The sequence below is a fragment of the Micromonospora sp. NPDC049101 genome (assembly GCF_040648675.1).
Taxonomy (GTDB): Bacteria; Actinomycetota; Actinomycetes; order Mycobacteriales; family Micromonosporaceae; genus Micromonospora.
The window spans coordinates 67,887-90,465 of record NZ_JBEZED010000034.1; the positions used below are offsets into that span (position 1 = coordinate 67,887).

Here is a 22,579-nt window from a genome sequence, read left to right on the forward strand (position 1 = left end):
CTGGAATCCTTGGCAGGAACGCCTGCGGTGACACTCCGGGGCGTGCTCAGCTCAACGCATCAGCACGAACGCCAGTAACGAACGTTCGCCAGGCGTCCACAGTGAACGTCAGGGCCGGCCCCTGCACATCCTTGCTGTCCCGCACGCCGACGACGACAGGAAGGTTGTCAGCCACCTCGACGCAGTTTCCCTCGTTGCCACTACGGCTGCTTTTACGCCAGAGAGCACCAGTCAAGTCACTCATCGTAAGTCTCCTTAATCACTGTGCTGATCAGATCCTCTGACGCGCGCTCGCTGAGTGCAAGATCCAAGAGCGACTGCCAGACCTCAGAGTACGTCTCAACCTCACTCCGCCGGTCCAGGTAGAGGCTGCCGGTCAGCGACTCGCAGTAGACCGTGCTTGGCTCCGCCGGCCGCGTACCAACCGCCGGAAAGTCAAGCAGCACGAACGCTCCGGCAACGGACGCGCGGTGTGGCCCGGTGGCCAGCGGCAACACTCTGACGGAGATGTTCGGAGCCTGCGCAGCGTTCACCAGGTGGGCAAGCTGAGCACGCCACGCGTCGATGTCACGGATGGGGCTGCGGACTACTGCCTCGTCAATGACCGCATGGAAGCCGGGTGCCGCCGGGCTGCGCCTGCTCAGGAGCTTCTGTCGCTCCATCCGCAGGGCGACCTTCTGCGCCACCTCCTGAGCGCTGCGGTTGGGCTTGGTCTGGAAGACAGCCGCCATGTACTCGGGCGTCTGCAACAGGCCAGGGATAAGCGTCGGTTCGTAGTGGCGTATCCGAGTGGCTGACGCTTCCAGCCCTACGTACAGCTCAAACCAGCCAGGGATCACGTCGTCGTAGGCATGCCACCAGCCGCGAGACTTGCTCTCCCTGGCGAGGCTGACCAACACCTCTGTCAGCTCAGCCGACGTGCCGTAGTGCTGGCACATCAACATCACGTCATGTGTCCGTAGGGACGTCTGACCACTCTCCAGCCGGTACATCTTGGCTCGCGACCATTCAAGGTCGTTGGCTGCGGCTTCCAGGTTGATCCCTGCTTCCTCTCGGGCCTGCCGCAGCAACCGTCCGAGTTGCCGCCTTGGTACGGAGGAACCCGCTTCACCCATCCACCCTCCCAGTCTCACTCCGTGCACCTGTGTGTCTCATTTGGAACAGCGTGCACGGCCAGATGGCCCAGCGTCAATCTCCGAGCGTCAATTTCGATGTGAGACGTTGCAGAACAGCGCCCGAAACATGGATTGTGGCTGGTAGATGGCCTGTTCGACGATGATCTCGGGAGGCAGACGTGCGCCGATGGAAGTGGTTCCAACGTCCAGAAGTGCCGATAGACGTTGTTGAGCGCTCCGCCTACCAACCCGTGGCGTGCGACTCCCCCACGACATCACCGAAGCCGGATGAGGCCACGAGCAAGCGACGAGCGCGCAAGCGTGGCAACCAGCGAGACGACCGTCATGATGCTTGAGGAGATCAGGCCCGAGCCGCCGTTCCTGGTGATCATGGCCGGTTACGTGATCGACCTTCACCACCGCGACGTGTGCTCCAAGTGCCGGCCCGACGGCTCGTGCCCTCGTCTGCGGCAGGCCGCCATCCGCCTCAACGCCTGGCGCGACCGAAAGAGCCGGCAGCCGTGAAGGCGGGCGACGTACTGCGGCTGGATCGCGCCGTCAGCGTTCAGTTCATGATCCCGATTACGGTACGGGTGATCAGAAAGCTCGACTGGCCCACCTACTACGGCTGGTGCTGGATCGACTGCTACCAGGTCGACAGCAGAGGAGAAGCCATCGCGCGGCGCTCCCTGTTCCTTCGGCCCGACCACGTCCAGTACGCGCCACCCCCACCACCGAGGCCGCCTGCCACCAGGCGGAAGCCGCCGCGGCCGTCCCGACTCTGACCACTTGATTCATCCGACGGACGCCGGCTGGAAACGCAATCGTTTCCTGGATGCGGTGCGACGCAACTCACGAAAACCTGCACGATCACACAACCGCGAACTAGGGTCAGTACGACATCGTTTCGCGGGGGGTGCGGGCATGCTGGGTGGTCAGCAGGTGGGAGCGGGTGCCGGGGTCCCGGCGGCCCGGGTGCCCCGCTGCACCGAGAGCGACCTGTTCGCCGTGGTCATCGACCTGCTGCGCGAGGTCGGCTTCGACCGGATGACCATCGACGCCGTCGCCGCCCGTGCCCACGTCAGCAAGGCCACCATCTACCGGCGCTGGGACGGCAAGGCCGAGTTGGTGGTGGCCGCCCTGCGCGACCGGCACGTGGGTGTGCACAACCCGCCCGACACCGGCACCCTGCGCGGCGACCTGATCGAGTTGCTGCGCGCCACGGCCGCGATCTGCGTGGCCGACTGCGACCTGATGCAGGCGTTGACCTTCGCCATGCGGACCAACCCCGAGTTGGAACGCCTGGTGCGCCACCAGGTGCTGCCGGCCGGCCGGGTGGCCAGCACCGCCATCCTGGTCCGTGCCGCCGCGCGCGGGGAGATCCCGCCCGAGGCCGGCGAACGGGAGCTGTTCCACGATCTCGCGCCGGCGCTCACCCTGTCCCGCATCGTCGCGCACGGCCTGCCCGCCGACGACACGTTCCTCACCCAGGTCGTCGACCAGGTGCTCATCCCGGTCCTCCGCTACCAGCCCGACCGCCCGCTTCAAGCCTGACTCATCGACATCCGCAACACGGAAGGCTTCACCATGCCCGGAACCACCTCGACCGCACCTGGCGCACCCGGCGCCGGAGCGTCGACAAGCACGCCGCACCCGCGGCGCTGGATCGCGCTGGCGGTCATCGCGGTCTCGCAGCTGATGGTCGTCCTGGACGCCACCATCGTGAACATCGCACTGCCGCAGGCCCAGGACGACCTGGGCATCACCGACGCGAACCGGCAGTGGGTGATCACCGCCTACACGCTGGCCTTCGGCGGGCTGCTGCTGCTCGGCGGTCGGATCGCCGACTACTGGGGCCGCAAGCGCACCTTCCTGGTCGGCATGACCGGTTTCGCGCTCGCCTCCGCCCTGGGTGGCCTGGCCACCACCGGCGGCATGCTCTTCGCCGCCCGCGCGTTGCAGGGCGCGTTCGGCGCGCTGCTCGCCCCGGCCGCGTTGGCGCTGCTCACCGTGCTGTTCACCGAGGCCACCGAGCGGGCCAAGGCGTTCGCGGTGTACGGCGCGATCGCCGGCGGCGGGTCGGCCGTCGGTCTGCTGCTGGGCGGGGTGCTCACCGAGTACGCCGACTGGCGCTGGTGCCTGCTCGTCAACATCCCGGTCGCCGCCATCGCCATCGCGTTCGCGATCCCGCTGGTGCCGGAGAGCCGGGCGCACGGCAACACCCACTACGACGTACCCGGCGCGGTCGTGGTGACCGCCGGCCTGGTCTCCCTGGTGTACGGCTTCACCAAGGCCGCCGAGGACGGCTGGGACGCCGCCGCGACGCTCGGTTTCATCGCCGCGGGCGTGCTGCTGCTCGCCGTCTTCGTGGTGATCGAGCTGCGCTCCAGCCACCCGCTGCTGCCGCTGCGAATCGTCCTGGACCGCAACCGGGGCGGGGCGTTCCTCACCTCCACGCTGATCGGCGCCGGCCTGTTCGGGGCGTTCCTCTTCCTGACCTTCTACTTCCAGGTGGTGTTGCAGTACAAGCCGCTGGAGGCGGGTCTGGCGTCGCTGCCGGTCACCGCCGGTGTGCTGATCGCCGCGGGTGGCGCCAGCCAGCTGATGCCGCGACTGGGTGCCAAGCCGCTGATGGTCGCCGGTGCCGTGCTCGCCGCCCTGGGCATGCTGGTGCTGACCCAGATCGACGTGGACACCTCGTTCCTCACCCACCTGCTGCCCGCCCAGGTGATCCTGGGCCTGGGGCTGGGCTTCACCTTCGTGCCGCTGTCCAGTCTCGCCCTGGTCGGGGTGCCGGAGCACGACGCCGGCGCGGCCAGCGCGACGCTCAACGCCACCCAGCAGGTCGGTGGTTCGTTGGGCACCGCGCTGTTGAACACCTTCTACACCAGCGCGGTCGCCGCCTACCTGGTCGACCGGGCGCCGAACCCGGTCAACCAGGTCGCCGGCCTGGTGCACGGCTACCGCGTGGCGTTCGCGTGGGGTGCGGTGCTGATCATCCTCGCCGGCCTGGCGACCCTGTTCCTGGTGAAGGTGCGCAAGGAGGACATCCCGACCGGCAGCACCGTGCACATGGGCTGAGCTGACCGACGTGGCCGCCGGTCGGACGCCCCGAGCGTGGGGTGGGCCGGCCGGCGGTCGTGTCCGGTACCGTCCCGACCATCGTCGAAAATCCGTTTGAGGAGATCCATGTCAACCCCTGCTGACCAGATCATCACCGCTCTGCGCGCGGGCCACGAGGAGCTCGCCGCGCTCGTCCGCGACCTCAAGGACGACGACCTGCTCCGCCCGTCGGGGGCCAGCGAGTGGCAGGTGTCCCAGGTGCTGAGCCACCTGGGCAGCGGCGCCGAGATCAACCTGGCGACGCTGGACGCCGCCCGCACCGGCGCGCCCGGCCCGGACGGCGACTTCAACCGTGGCGTCTGGGCGCGCTGGGACGCGATGTCCCCGGCCGAGCACGCCGCCGGGTTCCTGGCCGCCAACGAACGGTTGGTCGAGGCGTACGAGGCACTGGACGCCGAGACCCGGGCGTCGATGCGGATCGACCTCGGCTTCCTGCCGGAACCGGTCGACGTGGCCACCGCGGCCCGGTTCCGGCTCAGCGAGTTCGCGCTGCACCAGTGGGACGCCGAGGTGGCGTTCAACCCGTTCGCGGCGGTGACGCCGGATGCGGTGTCGCTGCTGCTCGACCAGGTCGCCGGCATGCTGGGCTGGACCAGCCGGCCGCAGGAGCTGGCCGGGCGGGAGGCCACCCTGCTGGTTCGCCTGCACGCACCGGAGCGGGCGTTCGGGCTGCGGCTGGGCGAGAAGGTCGAGGTTGTCGACGCGCCTTCGCAGGCCGACGGTGAGTTGACCGCACCCGCCGAGGCGTGGCTGCGGTTGGCGGTCGGCCGGCTCGGCTCCGCGTACACCCCGGAGGGCGTGCGGGTGACCGGCCCGCTCACCCTGGACGACCTGCGCCGGGTCTTCGTCGGCTTCTGAGCGTCGCCGCGCGGGCCGGTCGGCCCGGCCCGCGCGGCACGTCAGCCCTTCACGCAGACCACCTGCTTGAGGTGCGCCACCACCTCGACCAGGTCGTCCTGCTGGGCCATCACCTCGGTGATGTCCTTGTACGCGCCGGGGATCTCGTCGACCACCCCGGCGTCCTTGCGGCACTCCACCCCGGCGGTCTGCGTGGCCAGGTCCGCCGTGCTGAACGTCCGCTTGGCCTGCGCCCGCGACATCCGCCGCCCGGCCCCGTGCGAGGCCGAGCAGTACGCGTCCGGGTTACCCCGGCCCCGCACGATGTACGAACCGGTGCCCATCGAGCCGGGGATGATGCCCAGGTCGCCCCGGCCGGCCCGGATCGCGCCCTTGCGGGTGACAAGCACGTCCACCCCGTCGTAGCTCTCCTCCGACACGTAGTTGTGGTGGCACGAGATCGGCTCGTCGTAGCCGACCTGCGGGAAGTGCTCGCGCACCACCCCGCAGAGCAGGGCCAGCATGACGGCCCGGTTGCGCCGCGCGTACTCCTGCGCCCACCACAGGTCCCGCCGGTACGCGTCCATCTCCGGCGTACCGGCGAGGAACACCGCCAGGTCCCGGTCGGGCAGGTCGGCGTTGTGCGGCAGCCCCCGGGCCACCCCGATGTGCCGCTCGGCCAACTCCTTGCCGATGTTGCGGGACCCGGAGTGCAGCATCAGCCACACCCGGCCCTCGTCGGCACCGCCCTGCTCCAGGCAGACCTCGATGAAGTGGTTGCCCCCGCCGAGGGTGCCGAGCTGCCGCCGCGCCCGGGTCTCCAGCTGCGCCACCCGCCGGTCCAGGCCCGCGAAGCGGCCCCAGAAGTCGTCCCAGCCGGCCTGCTCCAGGCCACGGATCCGACGCGTGTCGACCGAGTCCTGCCGCTGGGCGAAGCCGACCGGGATGGTGGCCTCGATCGCGGACCGCAGCCCGGCCAGGTCGTCCGGCAGGTCGGCGGCGGTCAGCGAGGTGCGCACCGCCGACATTCCACAACCGATGTCGACGCCGACCGCGGCCGGCGAGACGGCCTGCCGCATGGCGATGACCGAGCCGACCGTGGCGCCCTTGCCGAAGTGCACGTCGGGCATGACGGCGACGCCCTGCACCCAGGGCAGCGCGCCGATGTTGCGCAGTTGCCGGGCGGCCTGCGGCTCGATGGCGTACGGGTCGGTCCAGACCCGGACCGGTGCCCGGGCACCGGCGAGGGGGGTGAATCCCATCGTGGTCTCCTTCTGTCGTGCGGTGACCGATAATGATCAAGTTTTGTCCGGCCGGGTCCGGCGGCGGGCGCGGATACGAAACAGCCGCCCGATCCCGGTGGGAGGGGCGGCCGGCGGACGCGTCAGCGTCGGCGTCAGTCGCGCCACCCCGGCTCGTTGCCCCGCAACGCGCCATCGGCACAGGATGTGGCAGTGCCGAGCACAGACGCGCCGGCAGGAAGCAGGCGCCAGGCGGCATCGGTGCGGATGCGTCGCGGCACGGCGTACTCCCTCCGGGTGTGCTCTTCTCGACCTTGCACCGACGAGACTAGGAGGGCGGCGGGGCGTCCGCAATGGATATCGCCGCTCCCGGCCGCCGGCACACTGTTCACCGGCTGTCCGACTGCGCGCCGTGGCGTGCTCACCTGGCGCGGCTAGCTTCGCGCGGGCACTGTCCGCCCCTGTTCCGGGAGAACCACCATCACCACCACCTGGCCACCGCACCGCGTCGGCACGATCGACACCGCAGCGGACCTGACGGGCACGGACACGGATCGGAAGGCGTACGGCACGGGGTCTGGCTGGACGGTGGTGAGCTGGGTGGCCCCCGCGCTGGTGGCGCTGGTGCTGGGCCGGTGGCGGCTGACCGGTCCGGCGCTCTGGGCCGACGAGTTGGCCACCTGGGGCGCGGTCCGGTTGAGCTGGTCACAGCTGTGGCAACTCGCCGGTTCGGTGGACGCGGTCCTGACGCCCTACTACGCCCTGATGAAGGCGTACACCGCAGTGGCCGGCACGTCCACTGCCGCGTTGCGGCTGCCCTCGGTCGCCGCCGTCACCGTCGCCACGGTGGTGGTGACCGCGCTCGGGCGTCGGCTCGGCGGCACCGGGACGGGCCTGCTGGCGGGGCTGCTCTTCGCGATCCTGCCGGTGACCTCCCGGTACGCGCAGGAGGCCCGCTCCTACGCCCTGGTGATCCTCGGTGCCGCTGTCGCCGTGTGGTTCCTGATCAGCCTGCTGGAGGAGCCCACGCGCCGGCGCCTGGTCGGGTACGCCGCCGCCGTCGGTCTCGTCGGGCTGCTGCATCCGCTCAATGGCCTGCTGATGCTCGCGGGTCACGCCGTCGCGGTCGGCTGGTGGCAGCTCCCCCGACGCGCCCAGGGCTGGCGGACCGTGCGGCGGTGGGTGACGGCGGCCGGTGTGGGAGTGCTGCCGGCGCTCGCGCTGTCCGTCTGGGGCTGGGGGCAGGCGGCCCAGGTGTCCTGGATCGCGCTTGTCAACCTGAGTGCCCTCCAGGCGTTCCCGGAACGGCTCTTCCACTCCGCGGCCGTCGGCGGGCTCGTCCTCGTCCTCGCGGTTCTCGGCGTGCGCCGCGCCCCGGCGTCCGTCTGCCTGGCCGGCGCGGCGTTCGTCCCGATGGCGCTGCTGTTGCTCGCCGGCACCCACCTGCACGTCTGGGTGGCCCGCTACGTGCTGGTCGTGCTGCCGGCGCTTGCCGTCCTCGCGGCGTCCGCCCTGGCCCAGGTCGGGCGGTCGTCGGCAGTCGTCGCGGTCGGCCTGGCCGTCGTCCTGGCCTTCCCCGCACACGTCGCCGTGCGCTCCCACGCCGGCCACAGCCAGGACTCGTACCGCATCGCGGCGGTCATCGGTCCCCGCTACCAACCCGGCGACGTCGTGGTGTTTCCGGACAGCCACCCGAGCATCCCCTGGTCACCACGCGACATCTACGAGCGCTACCTGCCCGCCCCACGCCCCCCGGACGTGCTGCGCGTCGCCCCGCAACGCAGCGACGGCAGGTTCCTGGCAACCGAGTGCCCGGACGCCAGCTGCCTCGGCACACCACCGCGCATCTGGGTCGTCGGGGCCGATCCCTCGGCCGACCCGTTGCGCGACATGGTGGTCGGCAAGCGGGAACGGATCAGCGGCGGCTACCGGGAGGCACAGCGCTGGCGGTACCCGCTGCTCAGCATCACCCTCCTGGAGCGCACGACCTGAGGGCCGGCTCCGCGACGGTAGGGCAGACTCGCGGGCATGGTGGAGACCTCGGTGCGCCTGCTGCGGCTGCTGACCCTCCTACAGGTGCGCCGGGAGTGGTCCGGCGCGGAGCTGGCCGACCGGCTGGCGGTCACCACCCGCACCGTACGCACCGACGTGGAGCGGCTGCGGGTGCTGGGCTACCAGATCGAGTCCCACCCCGGGGTCGCCGGGGGTTACCGGCTCGGCGCCGGATCGGCCCTGCCGCCGCTGCTGCTCGACGACGACGAGGCCGTGGCGGTGGCCGTCGGGCTGCGGGCGGCAGCCGGCGGTTCGGTGACCGGCATCGAGGAGACGTCGCTGCGCGCGCTGGCGAAGCTGGAACAGTCGTTGCCGTCGCGGCTGCGGCACCGGGTGGACGCCCTGCGGGCGGCGACGGTCTCGGCCGCGGGCGGCGGCCCGACCGTGGACGCCGGCACGCTCACCGCCATCTCGACGGCGGTGCACCGGGCGGAACGCCTGCGCTTCGACTACGCCGGGCACGACGGCACGGCCACCGTGCGCGACGTCGAGCCGTACCGGCTGGTCTACACCGGGCGGCGCTGGTACCTGCTGGGCTGGGACACCGACCGGGCCGACTGGCGGACCTTCCGCGCCGACCGGATCCAGCCCCGGGTGCCGACCGGTCCGCGCTTCGCACCCCGGGAGCCGCCAGGTGGCGACGCGGTCGCGCACGTGCTGCGCGGCGTCGGCTCCGCCGCCTGGCCGCACCCGGCACGGGTACGCCTGCACGCGTCGGCGGACCAGATGGCGCAGCGGATCCCCACCACGGCGGGCCTGCTGGAGGCGATCGACGAGCGGACCTGCCTGCTGCACACCGGTGGGGAGTCGCTGACCAACCTGGCCGCGTTCATCAGCACCCTGGAGGTCGACTTCGACGTGCTCGACCCGCCGGAGCTGCACGCCGTCGTGCGTGCCGTCGCCGCCCGGTTCGGTCGGGCCGCTCAGGTGTCGTAGCTGCCCTGCCGTCGCCGGTGATAGGCGTAGGCGACCGCCGCGAGCAGTGGTCCCCACAGCAGCAGCGGGAGATAGCAGGCATAGAAGATCGCGGCCTCCCACGCGCCGCCCTGGGTGGGGAAGTCCGCCGGGAGCGGCGTGCCTCTCATGGTGACCCCGGCGGGTATCCGGGCGAAGGCTGTGGTCCACAGGACGGTCAGGAATGTCGCGCCGAGCGTCGCGGGTATGAGGGCGGCCGGCGTCGGCACCCGGCGGCCAGCCAGCCACGGAATCCAGCGCGGGAACCGCTCTCCCCAGGCGGCGACGAGCCCGACGGCGGTGAACGCGATCAGCTCCGCCACGATCGAGAGGCAGACGACGTACACCCGTCCGTCGAACCCGATGCCGTCGCGGAACGCGACCGGAAGCCGCCAGAGGCCCGACGGCAGCACGGTGAACGGGATGAGGTACGCGGCGTTTCGCGCCCAGCGGGGCACTCCCGCGACCGGGGCGTGGGCCGCGCGCCACGCCCCGGTAAGCCGATCACTTGTCGTCATGCCGCTCACGCTAGGAACCGAGCGTGCGCGGCACCTCCCTCCGGCGAGGGAGTGCGCTCCCCCCGGTCAGGACTGCGGCACCAGCCGGAACGACTGCGCCGCGGTGCCGTTGCAGGCGTACTGGATGAGCTGGACGCTGTCCGCCGTGGACGCCCCGGGCACGTCGAGGCATTTGCCGCTGAGCCGGTTGACCAGGCGGTAGTAGCCGCCGCCCTCGGACTCGGCTCGCCACTGCTGGTTGTTGCCGCCGCTGTAGGACCAGAGCTGGATCGGCGCCGAGTCGGCCGTCGACCGGTCGGTCACGTCGAGCACCTGGGCGGCGTTGGTGCGGTTGTTGACCCGCAGGTAGCCGCCGCTGGTCGGCACGAACTGGTACTGCTGCGCGGCGCTGCTGTTGCACGCGTACTGCTGGATGGCGGTGCCGTTCGCGCTGGCGGCGGCCCGCGCGTCCACGCACTTGCCGTTGCCCCGGTTGACCACGGTGTGCCAGGCCGTCGGCGAGATGCCGTCGGTCGGCGGGGGCGTGGTCGGGGGGACGGTGCCGGCACCGGCGAGCCAGTGCAGCCCGTCGATCAGCAGCTGGTTCTGCTGCGCGCTGTCGAACGTCGACGACAGCCCGGTGTTGGTGCTGTAGTTCATGGCGTTGTGCCCGAAGTTGGCGTAGAGCATCTTGTACTGCCGGTTGCTCCACACCAGCGGGTAGTACCCGCCGTACCAGGACTGGTTGGGGTCGGTGCCGACCGGGAAGCTGGACGCGTCGACCGAGGCGAGGATGTCGATGTTGGGGTTCTGCCGCAGGTCGTTGCTCCAGGAGTACCACTCGCTGATCGACGAGGGGAACGTCGCGGGCAGGTTCCGGGTGGCCGGGTGGGTGCGGTTGTCGGCGCGCATGGTGACCCGGGTCGGCCCCCAGGTGTTCGTCTGGAACGAACCGGTGCCGAGGAAGGTGTTGTAGTACCAGCTCCAGCTCGACGGGTTGTCGGTCCAGGCGCTGACGTGGAAGCCCAGCCACGCCCCGCCGTTCTGCATGTACTGCTGGAACGCGGCCCGCTGGGCGGTCGGCGGGGCGTCGTCGAGGAACATGACGACTTTGTACTGGGCCAGGTTGGCGGAGTTCAGCAGGCTCCAGTTGTTGGTGGCCTCCCAGGAGAAGCCGTACTGGGCGGCGGCCTGCGGGAACCAGGCCCGGGCGTCCTTGACGAAGTCGATGTGCGCGGCGTCCCAGGTGCCGTTGTAGAAGGCCAGGACCTTGAAGGTCGGCGCGGCCTGCGCACTCCGCGAGGCGTTGACCGCGAGGCCGGCGCTCACCGCGACGACGAGGGCGACGAACAACGACAGGATTCGTCTGGTACGGGAGGAGAGTTCTGCGATCACCTGATCGTCCCTTCGGTGGGGACGCGCGCCGCCGCGTCGACCTGGATCTGTTCACAAGGTTTACAGATAGACGAAAGGTTATGCGGTGTCACCGGTGGCGTCAATCGCGGGTCGGCCGATCGGGTGGGATTCCCGCGACAGCGGGTACCCCGGCCGGATGACCAGCCCGGATGCCGTCGACGTCGACCAGCCACTCGCCGTCGACGTGCCCGCCGCGCCGCACGACGCCAGCGGCGAGTGGGTGCCGACCCGTGACCTCGCCGGGCTCGCACCCGCGGCTCGGCCGGCCCGCCGCTGGACCCCGCGTCGGGTGGTGGCCACCCCGGCCGCCCTGGACCACCCGCACGGTCAGCGGATCGTCGAGCGGGTGCGGGCACAGGGCATCGAGGTGGAACACCTGCGCGCCAACCGGCTCACCGGGGTACGCGGACAGACCGACCGGGAGACGTACGCGCGGGCCAAGGCCACCATGGCGATCGTGGTCAGCCCACCCTCGCGGCGCACCCTGCAACCCATCGCGCCCAGCGCCGACTGGCGGGTCGACCTCGCCGAGGGCTGCCCGGCGCACTGCCAGTACTGCTATCTCGCCGGATCGCTGTCCGGCCCACCGGTGACCCGGGTGTACGCGGACCTCGACGACATCCTGGCCGGGCTGGCCACGTACGCCGGGCGCGGCACGGTGACCAGCCGCAACGCGCGGCGCGCCGACGAGGGCACCACCTTCGAGGCGTCCTGCTACACCGACCCCCTCGCGCTGGAGCACCTGACCGGCAGTTGGCGGCGGGCGGTGCAGCACTTCGCCGACTGGGACGCGCCCGTGCAGTTGCGCTGGACCACCAAGTACGCCGACGTGGACACCTTCGTCGGGCTGCCGCACGCCGGCCGCACCCGGGTCCGCTTCAGCGTCAACTGCGCCCCGGTCAGCGAACGCTTCGAGGGCGGCACCGCCCGGGTGCCGGAGCGGCTGGCCGCACTGCGCCGGCTCGCCCTCGACGGCTACCCGGTCGGGCTGACCATCGCCCCGATCATCGCGCTGCCCGACTGGCGGGACCGCTACGGCGAGTTGCTCGACCAGGTCCGCGCGGCGGTCGACGGGGTGCCGGAGCTGGACCTGACCGCCGAGCTGATCACCCACCGGTTCACGCCGGGCAGCAAGGAGGTGCTGCTCGGCTGGTACCCGCGCACCCGGCTGGAGATGGACGAGGAGTCGCGCAGCCGCAAGCACGGCAGGTTCGGCGCGGTGAAGTACGTCTACCCGCGCGACACGATGGCCGAGCTGCGCGCCTGGTTCACCGCCGAGCTGGCGACCCGGGTGCCGGCCTGCCGGATCCTCTACTGGACCTGACACGAACAGGCTGCGCCGGCAGCAACGGCGCCAGCACAGCCCACTCGTGATTCGTCAGATCGCCACGTGCCACAACAGGTCTAACGAGCGAGATTCATGATCCGCGAGACAGAACCTAGACGCCAACGGTGCCGTCGATGCCCTCGCGGAGGAAGTCGGCGTGCCCGTTGTGCCGGGCGTACTCGTGGATCAGGTGCAGCATCACCAGCCGCAGCGACACGGTCTCGCCGGAGCGGACGTTGTGGCCGGTCACGTCGAGCGACGGGGCAGCGCGCTCGATTCGGCGGGCCTGCTCGACCTCACGCTCCCAGGCGGCGAACGCTTCCGAGCGGGTGGCCGAGCTGGCGTCGTACGCCTGCTGGAAGTCGCCGGTCTCCGACCAGACCAACGGAATATCCTCGCCGTCGATGACCCGCCGGAACCAGGCGCGTTCCACCTCCGCCATGTGTCGTACCAGGCCGAGCAGGCTCAGCGTGGAAGGCGGCATGGACTGCCGACGTAGCTGCTCGTCGGACAGACCCTCGCATTTGAGGGCCAGGGTCGCCCGATGGAAGTCGAGGAAGGCGCGCAGCGTCTCCCGCTCCTCGCCGGTGACCGGGGGGCCGATCCGTTCGGTGCTCATGACAGCGATCATGCCGTAGGCAGCGGCAGCGGCAGCGGCAGCGGCGCCGGTGCCGCCGGGCCGGGCGGTCAGCCGACCGACGAGCGGGCGACCGGCGCGGCGAAGAACGTGTCCGGGTACGGCTCGTCGCGCAGGCTGTAGTGCCACCACTCCCGGTCGTAGTTGACGAACCCGGCGTCGGTCATCAGCCGCTGCAACAACCGCCGGTTGTTCCGCGCCGCCCCGCTGACGCGGGGGTCGGCGGTGTGCGCCCGGGAGTCGAAGCAGTCGAAGCCCGTACCCATGTCGATGCTGTTGTCGGCGAAGCGTTGCCCCCGGGGTGCGGTGCAGGCGACAAGCGGCTGCCCGGCCCGGTACGCGGGCTGGCCGGCGGCGGGCTCGTCGACGAGCGTCAGGTCCATGGTGCTGCCCCGGCTGTGTGCGGTGGGTGCCCCGATGTAACCGTCGGCGAAGAGCCGGTTCTTGGCCAGGTCCGGGTAGAACTCGGCCTTGGTCTGCTGCTCACCGGGGTGCTTCGACCAGGCGACGAAGTCGTCCACCGCCGGCTGCGGGCGGTAGCAGTCGTACACCTTGAGGCTGTGCCCACCGGCCAGCGCGGCGTCCTGCACCCGGCGCAGCGACTCGGCGGCCTGCCGGGTGAGCAGGCACAGCGGCTCGGCGTAGCCGGTGATCGGGCGGCCGACGAAGTTGTGCGCCGTGGCGTAGCGGATGTCGGCGTGGATGCGCGGGTCCAGGTCGGTCAGCACCACGAAGCCCGGCAGCCGGAGCGCGGCGGCGGCAGACGCGGTGGGGGTGGGCCTGGGGGCGGGGCTCGGCGTGGGGCTGGCCGGCGTCGACGACGGCGTGGCCGGCGCGGGGCGGGGCTCCGGTCGCGAACAACCACCGAGCAGCGCGGCGAACGCGAGCACGACGGCGATGCGATGGCGCACGAGTCCTGTCTATCAGCCCCACCCGGCACGGGGTGCCGGATCGGCCGGCCCGGCCCGCCGTGCTGGCTCAGCCCTGCCCGGCACCCGGTGCCGGCTCAGCCCCGCCCGGCACGCCGTGCCGGCTCAGCCCTCGGTCAGGTGGTCGCGGAGGAAGACCAGCGCCGACTCGTCGTCGTCGATCCCGCCGGCCTCGTGGCCGTTGTACCGCCACACGGCCAACTCGGTCGGCCCGGCGTGCGCGTTGACCGCCGCGTACACCGTCGACGGCGGCACGATGTCGTCCATCAACGCCACCGAGTACTTCGCCGGACGGCGGCAGCGCCGGGCGAAGTTGACCCCGTCGACGTACGCGAGGGTGGTCAGCACCCGCTCCTCGGCGCCGCGGTGGATCGCCAGGTAGTCGCGGATCTCCCGGTAGGGGCGGACGGCGGTGGTCACCACCGCGCGCGGAATGTCGCAGAGGAACGGCACGTGCGCGACCACCGCCCGCACCCCGGGTGCCAGCGCACCGGCGGCGAGTGCCAACCCGCCGCCCTGGCTGTGCCCGAGCACCGCCACCCGGGTCGGGTCGACGAGCGGCAGGGTCCGGACGGCGTCCACCGCCCGGACCGCGTCGGTGATCAGCCGCCGGTAGTAGTAGGTCTTCGGGTCGGTGATGCCCCGGGTGGTGACGCCGGGTGCCTCCGGGCCGGCCACGCCGAGATCCGGGGTGTCGCCTCGGCTCCATCCCGAGCCCTGCCCCCGGGTGTCCATCTGGAGGTGCGCGAACCCGGCCGCCGCCCAGAGCAGGTTCTCCAGCGGGTGCCCGCGCCCGCCGCCGTAGCCGGCGAACTGGACCACCGTGGGCAGTGCCGCGTCAGCGCCGTGCGGCACCCGCAGCCAGGCTCGCACGGTCTGGCCGGCGAACCCCGCGAAGGTCACGTCGAGGACGTCGATGCTGGTCAACTCGGTCGCGACCGGCTCGACCCGGACCGGCCAGCCGGCGTCCCGGGCGTCCGCCAGGGTGTCGGCCCAAAAATCGTCGAAGTCCGCCGGCTCCCGGACGACGCCCCGGTAGTCGCGCAGCTGTTCCTCAGGTAGATCGGTGTACATGCTGCCCTCGGTCCGCCGAACTTCCGGAAAGCTTCCGCAACTTTGCCGAACGCTAGAACCGACCTGGCATGTCGTCAACCCCCGTCGGTGAGGCAAGATGACGCGTGGAACGGGCACACCGTTCCGGGATCCTCGGTTGACGACGGCTTGTGGTCGTTCTTCCGGCTCGGTGAAGGAGACGCGGGTGAGCGCGGACGACGGACGCAGGGTGACCATCACCGCGATCGCACGGGAGGCCGGGGTGTCGGTGCCAACCGTGTCGCGGGTGCTCAACGGTCGCTCCGATGTCGCCCCGGGCACCCGGGAGCGAGTCGAGGAGTTGCTGCGCCACCACGGCTACCGGCGTCGCACCAGCCGCAGCGTCCGTCGCGCCGGCCTCGTCGACCTGGTCTTCAACGACCTGGACAGCCCCTGGGCCGTGGAAATCATCCGGGGCGTGGAGGATGTCGGGCACGGCGCGGGCGTCGGCACGGTGGTCTCCGCGATCCACCGACAGCCCACCGCCGCCCGGCAGTGGCTGCAGAACCTGCGCACCCGGGCCACCGACGGCGTCATCTTCGTGACCTCGCACCTGAGCCCACCGCTGCACGCGCAACTGCGCCGCCTCAACGTGCCGGTGGTGGTCGTCGACCCGGCCGGCGTCCCGGCCATGGACGTGCCGACGATCGGTGCCACCAACTGGGCCGGCGGGATGGCCGCGACCGAGCACCTACTCGCGATCGGGCACCGGCGCATCGGCCTGGTGGCGGGTCCGACGCACCTGCTGTGCAGCCGGGCGCGGCTCGACGGTTACCGGGCCGGGCTGGAGAGCGCCGGGGTGCCGGTGGACGACGCGCTGATCTACCCCGGCGACTTCTACCACTCCTCCGGGTTCGCCGGCGGGACCGCGCTGCTCGACCTCGCCGATCCGCCGACCGGCATCTTCGCCGCGAGTGACCAGATGGCCTTCGGGGTCTACGAGGCCATCCGGCGCCGAGGGTTGCGGGTGCCCGACGACGTGAGCGTCATCGGCTTCGACGACCTGCCGGAAGCCCGCTGGGCCTCGCCACCACTGACCACTGTGCGCCAACCGTTGGTCGAGATGGGACGGTTGGCGGCACGGACCGTGCTGCGGCTGGCCCAGGGTGAGGGCATCGACTCGCCGCGGGTGGAACTCGCCACCGAGCTGGTCGTCCGCGACAGCACCGCCCCACCGTCCGGGTCGTCCGGCCCGTCGTGACGGTCGGAACCGGGTCGGAGACCGGGTGGACCAGTTCCGGTCCGATCCCGAAAATTTCGGGTGCCGGGGTGAGCACGCCGGAGCGGTGAGCGACCGGGAGTCGCCCACCGCGCCGTACGGTCAGTGGTGGTGGTGTGCGCGGACGGCCTTGTGGATGGTCACCGGCAGCGCGGGCGCGCCGTCGACCGGCGCCGGGTCCTCGGCGGTCGGTGCCACTCCCCCGGCGGCGATCCGGTCCAGGGTGGCCAGCCCGGCCGCGTCGACCTCGCCGAAGATCGTGTAGTTGGGCCGCAGCGCCGAGTTGGCGTAGACCAGGAAGAACTGGCTGCCGTTGGTGTCCGGCCCCGCGTTGGCCATGGCCAGCACACCCCGGGCGTACACCCGGCGTTCCCCGGTCGGGTCGGTGGGTGCCGGCGGGAGGCCGGTCGGCAGCTCGTCGCGGTAGCGGTATCCCGGGCCGCCCTCGCCGGTGCCGGACGGGTCACCGCACTGCAGCACACTCAGCGTGGGATACGCGGTGAGCCGGTGGCACGGGGTGCGGTCGTAGAAGCGCTTGCCGACCAGGTGCAGGAAGCTCTGCACGGTGCACGGCGCGGCGGCCCGGTCCAGGGTCAGCCCGATCGACCCGTGGTTGGTCTTCAGGGTCACCCGGACGCTGCCCCGGGCCGGGGTCCGTCGCGGGTCGGGCGGCAGCGGCACCGGCCGGGCCGCGGGCTCGTCGGGTGTCTCGGTGTACGCGCACGGGCCGTGGGTGGTGCGCGGCGGTCGGGTGGCGGCGTCAGCGGCGGTGGACGACGCGGTGGAAGCGCCCACGGGGGCGGCGGGCGCGGCGACCGCGCTCGCGGACGCCCCGACGACAAGCGCCCCGGCGAACACTGTCGCTCCCGCGAGGCGGGACAGGGCGCGCAGCGGTCGACGGGGTGCCGCCACGCCGGGGCGCGGTTCGAGTTCACTCGACACGGTGATCCTCCTGGACTCGTGGTGCCAGAAAGACCGGAGTCTATGGATGCCCGCGCCCGATGTCGATCCGTCCGGGCAGCCGCCGGCTCAGGCAACCGCCGACGCGGCGCGGTCCGCGGCTCAGGGCAGCCGGCGGCGACGCCGCCACAGCAGCCCACCCAGCAGCGCCAGCACCGCGGCGCCGCTGGTCGCGGTCACCGCCCACAACCACCCCGAGCCGGTACGCGCGGGCCCGCTGGCCGCCGCCGGCCGGGGCGCACCGGGTGCCGCCAGCGCGGACGGTCCCGCCGTCGGCGTGGCGGTCAACTCCCCCGCCTCGACCAGCCGACCGACGGAGGCGTCCCGGGGCAGCGTGAAGCCCCAGTCCAGCAGGGCCGCACCCTGCTCCCACCCGCGTTTCGGCGCCGACTCGGCACCCAACAGGGTCACCACCAGACGCCGCCCGTCACGTTCCGCCGCACCCACGTAGGTGTGCCGGGCCAGGTCGGTGAAGCCGGTCTTGCCCCCGAGCGCACCCGGGTACCGGTAGATGAGTTGGTTCTCGTTCTGGATCTGGAAACCCTTGGTGCGCTGCGCCGCCTGGGTGGGTATCTCCGCCTGCTCGGTCAGCGCGTACCGGCGGAAGGTCGGCTCGGCGAAACAGGCCCGGGCGATCAGCGCCAGGTCGTACGCGCTGGTGAACTGCCCCCTGCCGTCCAGCCCCGACGGGGTGACCGCGTGCGTCTGCAGCGCGCCGAGCCGGTGGGCCTGCTCGTTCATGGCGCGTACGCCGCCGGCCGCGCCGTCCGCCCCACCACCCAGCCGGGCCAGCACGTTCGCGGCCTCGTTACCGGAGTTGAGCAGCAGACCCAGCCAGACCGTCTCGATGGTGTAGCGACCGCCCGCGACCAGGCCCACCGCCGAGGAGCCGGGCTCGATGTTCATATCGTCCTCGGTGACGGTGACCGGCTGCTTCGGGTCCAGCCGGGGCAGCATCGTGGCCGCCAGCAGGAGCTTCTGCACGCTGGCCGGCGTGCCGTACTCGTGTGGGCCGCAACCGCCGAGCACCTGGCCGCTGTCCAGGTCGGCGACCAGCCACGACGTGGCCGTGATCGCCGGTGGCGCGGCGGCGTCGGCCGGCACGACCAGGCCGGCCGTGTCCAGCGCCGCGCCGCCGACCACCCGCTGCTCGGGCACGGCGGGCGGGGGCGAGGGCCGGGGTGGACGCGACATCGCCGGGGCCGGCACCCGCGGGCAGCGCACGGGTGGCCCGGCGGGCGTTCCCGCGGCGGCGACCGGCGCGGGAGCGAGCAGGACGGCGGACGCCGTGGCCGCCAGCAGCGCAGCTCTCATGTGCCCGACCCTAGTCAACAAGATCGCCCGGCGGGACGGGATGACCGTCAACCCGCGTCGCCGCGAGCGCGCAGGTAGTCGTACAGGGCGGCACTGCCCCGCAGCCGGCGCAGGCTGCGCGCGTGCAGGTCCTGCTCGCGGCGGGCAAGCTCGGCGCGAACCCGCTGCGGGCTGCCGGTGGTCCGCAACTCCCCCAGCACCGCCGCGATGATCTCGAACGGGTACGCGCCTCGGCGCAGCAACGCGATGACCTGCGCGGCGCGTAGTTCCGCCTCGTCGTACACCCGGTAGTTGGTGCCCGGGGTGCGGTGCGGCCGCAGCAGCTCGCGCTGCTCCCACAGACGCAGCTGCGAGGTCCGCACCCCGACCAGGGCGGCGACCTCGCCGATGCGGGCGCCGTGGCGTGCCGCGGGCCGGGCCGCCGGTGGGCTGGCCAGCACCGTCTCGAAGGCGCCGAGCACCCGGCGGATCTCGGCGCGTTCCCGGTCCAGCTCGGCATGGCCGCCGTCGAGCGCCGCCAGGGCCGCCGGCAGGTCACCCCGGTGCACCGCGGCCATGACCTCCCGGGTACGGCTCCAGCCGTGCCCCTCGGCCAGCCGCCGCGCCACGGTCAGCGCCCGGGCGTGCTCGCTGGTGAAGATCCGGTAACCGCTCGGGGTGCGGCGCACCGGCGGCAGCACACCCAACTCGACGTAGTTGCGCACCTGCTGCACCGAGATCCCGACGGTGGCCGCCAGGTCCACGGCACGTAACCGATCCTCCGGGGCGACGTCCACGCCAGCCACCGTACCGCTTACGTCGTGATTTGAGACTTCCCGGGGCGTCTCGCCACTCTCACCGCTGCGCTGTCGCCGAAAGTCTCTACATGGGGATGAATGAGACAATAGAACCCGTCAGCTTCGGCGGGGGACGAGTCCCGCCACGACTCTGTGAAGGGTTCGCATGTCGCAGCCAGCATGGTCCGCCGCCGACAGCCACGACATGATCGAGGTACGCGGAGCGCGGGAGAACAACCTCGCCAGCGTCTCGGTCGACATCCCCAAGCGCCGGTTGACCGTCTTCACCGGCGTCTCCGGCTCGGGCAAGTCGTCGCTGGTCTTCGGCACCATCGCCGCCGAGTCCCAGCGCATGATCAACGAGACCTACAGCACCTTCCTCCAGTCGTTCATGCCGAACCTCAACCGGCCGGACGTCGACTCGCTGCGCAACCTCAGCGCGGCCATCGTCGTCGACCAGGAGCGGATGGGGGTCAACTCCCGCTCCACGGTTGGCACCGCCACCGACGCGTACGCGATGCTGCGGATCCTCTTCAGCCGGCTCGGCGACCCGCAGGTGGGCGGCGCCGGAGCGTTCAGCTTCAACCTGCCCGAGGGCATGTGCACCACCTGCGAAGGGCTGGGCCGGGTCTCCGACCTCGACGTGCACCAGCTGGTCGACGTCGAGCGTTCCCTCAACGACGGCGCGATCACCGTGCCCAACTTCGCGGTCGGCTCCTGGTACTGGCAGACCATCGTCGGCTCCGGCCTGTTCGACCCGGACGCCAAACTCCAGGACTTCACCCCGCAACAGTGGGACGACCTCCTGCACAAGCCGTCCACGAAGATCAAGGTGGGCGGCAACAACCTGACGTACGAGGGTCTGGCGGTCAAGGTCAAGCGGCTCCTCCTGGCCAAGGACCGCGAGTCGATGCAAGCGCACATCCGTGCCTTCGTCGACCGGGCCGTCACCTTCACCACCTGCGGCGACTGCGGCGGCACCCGGCTCAACGCGGCGGCCCTGTCGTCGCGGATCGCCGGGCGCACCATCGCCGACTGCTCGGCCATGCAGATCAGTGACCTGGCCGCGTTCGTCCGGGGCATCGACGATCCATCGGTGGCGCCACTGATCGCCAACCTGCGGGACCTGCTGGAGTCCCTGGTCGAGATCGGGCTGGGCTACCTCAGCCTGGACCGGGAGTCCGCCACCCTGTCCGGCGGCGAGGCGCAACGGGTGAAAATGGTCCGGCACCTCGGCTCCAGCCTGTCCGACGTCACGTACGTCTTCGACGAACCCACAGTCGGCCTGCACCCGCACGACATCGCCCGGATGAACGACCTGCTGCTGCGGCTGCGCGACAAGGGCAACACGGTGCTGGTGGTCGAACACAAGCCGGAGACCATCGCGATCGCCGACCACGTGGTCGACCTCGGGCCGGGGGCCGGCACCGCGGGTGGCCGGATCTGCTTCACCGGCGACGTGCCCGCCCTGCGCCGCTCCGACACCCGCACCGGCCGGCACCTGGACCACCGGGTGACCCTGCGCTCCGACGTGCGCCGACCGACCGGGCAGCTCCCCATCCGCCAGGCCGACCTGCACAACCTGCGCGACGTGGACGTGGACATCCCGCTCGGGGTGCTCACCGTGGTCACCGGTGTGGCCGGCTCCGGCAAGAGCTCGCTGATCCACGGCTCGCTGCGCGGCCGATCCGGGGTGGTCATCGTGGACCAGTCCGCCATCCGCGGGTCGCGACGCAGCAACCCGGCCACCTACAGTGGCCTGCTCGACCCGATCCGCACCGCCTTCGCCAAGGCCAACGGGGTCAAGGCGGCCCTGTTCAGCGCCAACTCCGAGGGTGCCTGCCCAGCCTGCAAGGGGATCGGGCTGATCTACACCGACCTGGCGATGATGGCCGGCGTCGCCAGCGTCTGCGAACGGTGCGAGGGACGACGCTTCACCGACGAGGTGCTCACGTACACGCTGCGCGGCAAGAACATCAGCGAGGTGCTGGCCATGTCGGTCACCGAGGCGTACGCGTTCTTCCCTGGTGGTCCGGCGCACCTCATCCTCGGTCGACTGGTCGACGTCGGGCTGGGCTACCTCAGCCTCGGCCAGCCGCTGACCACCCTGTCCGGCGGGGAACGGCAACGACTCAAGCTCGCCATCCACCTGGCGGAGAAGACCACCACGTACGTACTGGACGAACCCACCACCGGCCTGCACCTCGCCGACGTGGACCAACTGCTGGCCCTGCTCGACCGGATGGTCGACGCCGGCAACACGGTGATCGTCATCGAACACCACCAGGCGGTCATGGCCCACGCCGACTGGCTCATCGACCTCGGCCCGGGCGCCGGCCACGACGGCGGACAGATCGTCTTCACCGGCACGCCCGCTGACCTGGTCGCCCAAGGTGACACGCTCACCGCCACCCACCTGCGTGAGTACGTCAACGCGCCGGCGGTGGTCGGCCAGGGGTGACACCACCGACCGCCGCCACCGCCGTGCCGTAGAGCGCGGAGGCGGTGCGCTGCGCCGGGTCGGCGGCGGGCGGGCGGTGCAGGTCAGGCGACGCGGCGCAGCCAGCGCCGCTGCCAGGGCGTCTCCACCGCCTTCGGGTGGTAACCCGCACGGACCCAGGCCACCGCCCGCTCGGCCGGCAGGCCGTCGAGGATCGCCAGCGCGGCCAGTGCGGTTCCGGTGCGCCCCACCCCACCCCGGCAGGCCACCTCGACGCGCGCACCGTCGTGCGCACGCCGCAGCGCCTCTCGCAGCGCGTCGAGGGCATCCGCCCGATCGGTCGGCACCCAGAAATCAGGCCACCGGATCCGCCGATGCATCCAGGCCGGCTCCGGACCATCCGCCAACAGCAGGGCGAAGTCGGCGGGCGAGGTCGACGCGGCGATGCGGCGTCCGCGCACTGTCGTCCCGCTGGGCAGTACGAGCAGACCCGGCTGCTCGGGCCAGGGCTGAAAATCGGTCACCCGAACAATTGTGCCGGCTCCGGCCCCACCAACAGCGCCGCCCCCGGCTGTGTGGGCCGGGGGCGGCGCTGGTGTCGGTGTGCAGGTCGCCTCTCGGCGAGTGGCACGACGCGGCTCCAGCCGAAC

Annotated in this window: 22 protein-coding genes; 10 read left to right on the forward strand and 12 right to left on the reverse strand. The window is 71.7% G+C overall.

Annotated features, from left to right (window positions below; genetic code table 11):
• Positions 1 to 46: 46 nt before the first annotated feature.
• Both AB0B57_RS32415 and AB0B57_RS32420 read right to left on the reverse strand, forming a co-directional pair.
• Positions 47 to 244, reverse strand: coding sequence for a DUF397 domain-containing protein (locus AB0B57_RS32415; protein WP_357078617.1), 198 nt, complete (start codon positions 242 to 244; stop codon positions 47 to 49).
• Complete coding sequence (locus tag AB0B57_RS32420; RefSeq protein ID WP_357078620.1) at positions 237 to 1,115, reverse strand: helix-turn-helix transcriptional regulator; 879 nt, start codon at positions 1,113 to 1,115, stop codon at positions 237 to 239. Before AB0B57_RS32420 ends, AB0B57_RS32415 begins: the two co-directional genes overlap by 8 nt.
• Before the next feature lie 321 nt (positions 1,116 to 1,436).
• Between AB0B57_RS32420 and AB0B57_RS32425 the strand changes: the two genes are divergently transcribed.
• The 5 genes from AB0B57_RS32425 (at position 1,437) to AB0B57_RS32445 (ending at position 5,096) form a co-directional block, all read left to right on the forward strand.
• Positions 1,437 to 1,640, forward strand: a complete 204-nt coding sequence (locus AB0B57_RS32425) for a hypothetical protein (protein WP_357078623.1) — start codon at positions 1,437 to 1,439, stop codon at positions 1,638 to 1,640.
• Between the two features lie 47 nt (positions 1,641 to 1,687).
• Positions 1,688 to 1,900, forward strand: coding sequence for a hypothetical protein (locus AB0B57_RS32430; protein ID WP_357078626.1), 213 nt, complete (start codon positions 1,688 to 1,690; stop codon positions 1,898 to 1,900).
• Positions 1,901 to 2,039: 139 nt separating this feature from the next.
• Entirely contained in the window at positions 2,040 to 2,669 is a 630-nt protein-coding gene (locus AB0B57_RS32435) for a TetR/AcrR family transcriptional regulator (protein ID WP_357078629.1), read from the forward strand.
• Between the two features lie 33 nt (positions 2,670 to 2,702).
• A complete protein-coding gene (locus AB0B57_RS32440) occupies positions 2,703 to 4,196 on the forward strand; it encodes an MFS transporter (RefSeq protein WP_357078632.1) in 1,494 nt (497 codons plus the stop codon).
• Between the two features lie 108 nt (positions 4,197 to 4,304).
• On the forward strand, positions 4,305 to 5,096 hold the full coding sequence (locus tag AB0B57_RS32445; protein ID WP_357078636.1) for a maleylpyruvate isomerase family mycothiol-dependent enzyme: 792 nt from the start codon (positions 4,305 to 4,307) through the stop codon (positions 5,094 to 5,096).
• Positions 5,097 to 5,137: 41 nt separating this feature from the next.
• Here the strand turns inward: AB0B57_RS32445 and AB0B57_RS32450 are convergent, their stop codons facing one another.
• Positions 5,138 to 6,337, reverse strand: coding sequence for an RtcB family protein (locus AB0B57_RS32450; protein WP_357078639.1), 1,200 nt, complete (start codon positions 6,335 to 6,337; stop codon positions 5,138 to 5,140).
• Positions 6,338 to 6,916: 579 nt separating this feature from the next.
• Here AB0B57_RS32450 and AB0B57_RS32455 point away from each other — a divergent pair.
• Positions 6,917 to 8,308: a glycosyltransferase family 39 protein gene (locus AB0B57_RS32455; protein WP_357078642.1), complete on the forward strand. Its 1,392-nt coding sequence runs from the start codon at positions 6,917 to 6,919 to the stop codon at positions 8,306 to 8,308.
• A 36-nt stretch (positions 8,309 to 8,344) separates the two neighbouring features.
• Entirely contained in the window at positions 8,345 to 9,304 is a 960-nt protein-coding gene (locus AB0B57_RS32460; protein ID WP_357078645.1) for a YafY family protein, read from the forward strand.
• Here AB0B57_RS32460 and AB0B57_RS32465 read toward each other — a convergent pair.
• Together AB0B57_RS32465 and AB0B57_RS32470 are read right to left on the reverse strand one after the other, a co-directional pair.
• Entirely contained in the window at positions 9,292 to 9,840 is a 549-nt protein-coding gene (locus AB0B57_RS32465) for a hypothetical protein (RefSeq protein WP_357078649.1), read from the reverse strand. The two genes, AB0B57_RS32460 and AB0B57_RS32465, sit on opposite strands and share 13 nt — an antisense overlap.
• Positions 9,841 to 9,906: 66 nt before the next feature.
• The gene (locus AB0B57_RS32470) at positions 9,907 to 11,214 is read right to left on the reverse strand and encodes an RICIN domain-containing protein (RefSeq protein ID WP_357078652.1); all 1,308 of its coding nucleotides are present in this window, start codon (positions 11,212 to 11,214) and stop codon (positions 9,907 to 9,909) included.
• Between the two features lie 157 nt (positions 11,215 to 11,371).
• Between AB0B57_RS32470 and AB0B57_RS32475 the strand changes: the two genes are divergently transcribed.
• Positions 11,372 to 12,559: a spore photoproduct lyase family protein gene (locus AB0B57_RS32475; protein WP_357078655.1), complete on the forward strand. Its 1,188-nt coding sequence runs from the start codon at positions 11,372 to 11,374 to the stop codon at positions 12,557 to 12,559.
• Positions 12,560 to 12,674: 115 nt separating this feature from the next.
• Here the strand turns inward: AB0B57_RS32475 and AB0B57_RS32480 are convergent, their stop codons facing one another.
• The 3 genes from AB0B57_RS32480 to AB0B57_RS32490 form a co-directional block, all read right to left on the reverse strand.
• On the reverse strand, positions 12,675 to 13,181 hold the full coding sequence (locus tag AB0B57_RS32480; RefSeq protein WP_357078660.1) for a DinB family protein: 507 nt from the start codon (positions 13,179 to 13,181) through the stop codon (positions 12,675 to 12,677).
• A 68-nt stretch (positions 13,182 to 13,249) separates the two neighbouring features.
• Positions 13,250 to 14,110 (reverse strand): M15 family metallopeptidase, encoded by an 861-nt coding sequence (locus AB0B57_RS32485; RefSeq protein ID WP_357078663.1) that lies wholly within the window; start codon positions 14,108 to 14,110, stop codon positions 13,250 to 13,252.
• A 123-nt stretch (positions 14,111 to 14,233) separates the two neighbouring features.
• Entirely contained in the window at positions 14,234 to 15,202 is a 969-nt protein-coding gene (locus AB0B57_RS32490; protein ID WP_357078666.1) for an acetylxylan esterase, read from the reverse strand.
• A gap of 184 nt (positions 15,203 to 15,386) precedes the next feature.
• Between AB0B57_RS32490 and AB0B57_RS32495 the strand changes: the two genes are divergently transcribed.
• On the forward strand, positions 15,387 to 16,421 hold the full coding sequence (locus tag AB0B57_RS32495) for a LacI family DNA-binding transcriptional regulator (protein ID WP_357078669.1): 1,035 nt from the start codon (positions 15,387 to 15,389) through the stop codon (positions 16,419 to 16,421).
• Between the two features lie 120 nt (positions 16,422 to 16,541).
• On the opposite strand, the gene AB0B57_RS32500 is transcribed toward AB0B57_RS32495, so the two are convergent.
• The 3 genes from AB0B57_RS32500 to AB0B57_RS32510 form a co-directional block, all read right to left on the reverse strand.
• Positions 16,542 to 17,381, reverse strand: a complete 840-nt coding sequence (locus tag AB0B57_RS32500; RefSeq protein ID WP_357078672.1) for a peptidylprolyl isomerase — start codon at positions 17,379 to 17,381, stop codon at positions 16,542 to 16,544.
• Between the two features lie 120 nt (positions 17,382 to 17,501).
• Positions 17,502 to 18,713 carry a D-alanyl-D-alanine carboxypeptidase gene (locus AB0B57_RS32505; protein WP_357078676.1) on the reverse strand — a complete coding sequence of 404 codons (1,212 nt, stop codon included), beginning with the start codon at positions 18,711 to 18,713 and terminating at the stop codon, positions 17,502 to 17,504.
• Positions 18,714 to 18,760: 47 nt separating this feature from the next.
• Positions 18,761 to 19,489 (reverse strand): MerR family transcriptional regulator, encoded by a 729-nt coding sequence (locus AB0B57_RS32510; RefSeq protein WP_357078679.1) that lies wholly within the window; start codon positions 19,487 to 19,489, stop codon positions 18,761 to 18,763.
• 166 nt (positions 19,490 to 19,655) lie between these two features.
• On the opposite strand from AB0B57_RS32510, the gene AB0B57_RS32515 reads away from it, so the two are divergent.
• Complete coding sequence (locus AB0B57_RS32515; protein WP_357078683.1) at positions 19,656 to 21,950, forward strand: excinuclease ABC subunit UvrA; 2,295 nt, start codon at positions 19,656 to 19,658, stop codon at positions 21,948 to 21,950.
• Positions 21,951 to 22,033: 83 nt separating this feature from the next.
• On the opposite strand, the gene AB0B57_RS32520 is transcribed toward AB0B57_RS32515, so the two are convergent.
• A complete protein-coding gene (locus AB0B57_RS32520; RefSeq protein WP_357078686.1) occupies positions 22,034 to 22,453 on the reverse strand; it encodes a protein-tyrosine phosphatase family protein in 420 nt (139 codons plus the stop codon).
• Between the last annotated feature and the right edge of the window lie 126 nt (positions 22,454 to 22,579).

Excerpts from the sequence above, each read along its gene's own strand:
- AB0B57_RS32415 (WP_357078617.1), bottom strand. The coding sequence starts at position 244 with ATGAGTGACTTGACTGGTGCTCTCTGGCGTAAAAGCAGCCGTAGTGGC.
- AB0B57_RS32515 (WP_357078683.1), top strand. The coding sequence starts at position 19,656 with ATGTCGCAGCCAGCATGGTCCGCCGCCGACAGCCACGACATGATCGAG.
- AB0B57_RS32505 (WP_357078676.1), bottom strand. The coding sequence starts at position 18,713 with ATGAGAGCTGCGCTGCTGGCGGCCACGGCGTCCGCCGTCCTGCTCGCT.
- AB0B57_RS32430 (WP_357078626.1), top strand. The coding sequence starts at position 1,688 with ATGATCCCGATTACGGTACGGGTGATCAGAAAGCTCGACTGGCCCACC.
- AB0B57_RS32440 (WP_357078632.1), top strand. The coding sequence starts at position 2,703 with ATGCCCGGAACCACCTCGACCGCACCTGGCGCACCCGGCGCCGGAGCG.
- AB0B57_RS32490 (WP_357078666.1), bottom strand. The coding sequence starts at position 15,202 with ATGTACACCGATCTACCTGAGGAACAGCTGCGCGACTACCGGGGCGTC.
- AB0B57_RS32480 (WP_357078660.1), bottom strand. The coding sequence starts at position 13,181 with ATGAGCACCGAACGGATCGGCCCCCCGGTCACCGGCGAGGAGCGGGAG.
- AB0B57_RS32475 (WP_357078655.1), top strand. The coding sequence starts at position 11,372 with ATGACCAGCCCGGATGCCGTCGACGTCGACCAGCCACTCGCCGTCGAC.
- AB0B57_RS32420 (WP_357078620.1), bottom strand. The coding sequence starts at position 1,115 with ATGGGTGAAGCGGGTTCCTCCGTACCAAGGCGGCAACTCGGACGGTTG.
- AB0B57_RS32435 (WP_357078629.1), top strand. The coding sequence starts at position 2,040 with ATGCTGGGTGGTCAGCAGGTGGGAGCGGGTGCCGGGGTCCCGGCGGCC.
- AB0B57_RS32445 (WP_357078636.1), top strand. The coding sequence starts at position 4,305 with ATGTCAACCCCTGCTGACCAGATCATCACCGCTCTGCGCGCGGGCCAC.
- AB0B57_RS32460 (WP_357078645.1), top strand. The coding sequence starts at position 8,345 with ATGGTGGAGACCTCGGTGCGCCTGCTGCGGCTGCTGACCCTCCTACAG.
- AB0B57_RS32465 (WP_357078649.1), bottom strand. The coding sequence starts at position 9,840 with ATGACGACAAGTGATCGGCTTACCGGGGCGTGGCGCGCGGCCCACGCC.
- AB0B57_RS32450 (WP_357078639.1), bottom strand. The coding sequence starts at position 6,337 with ATGGGATTCACCCCCCTCGCCGGTGCCCGGGCACCGGTCCGGGTCTGG.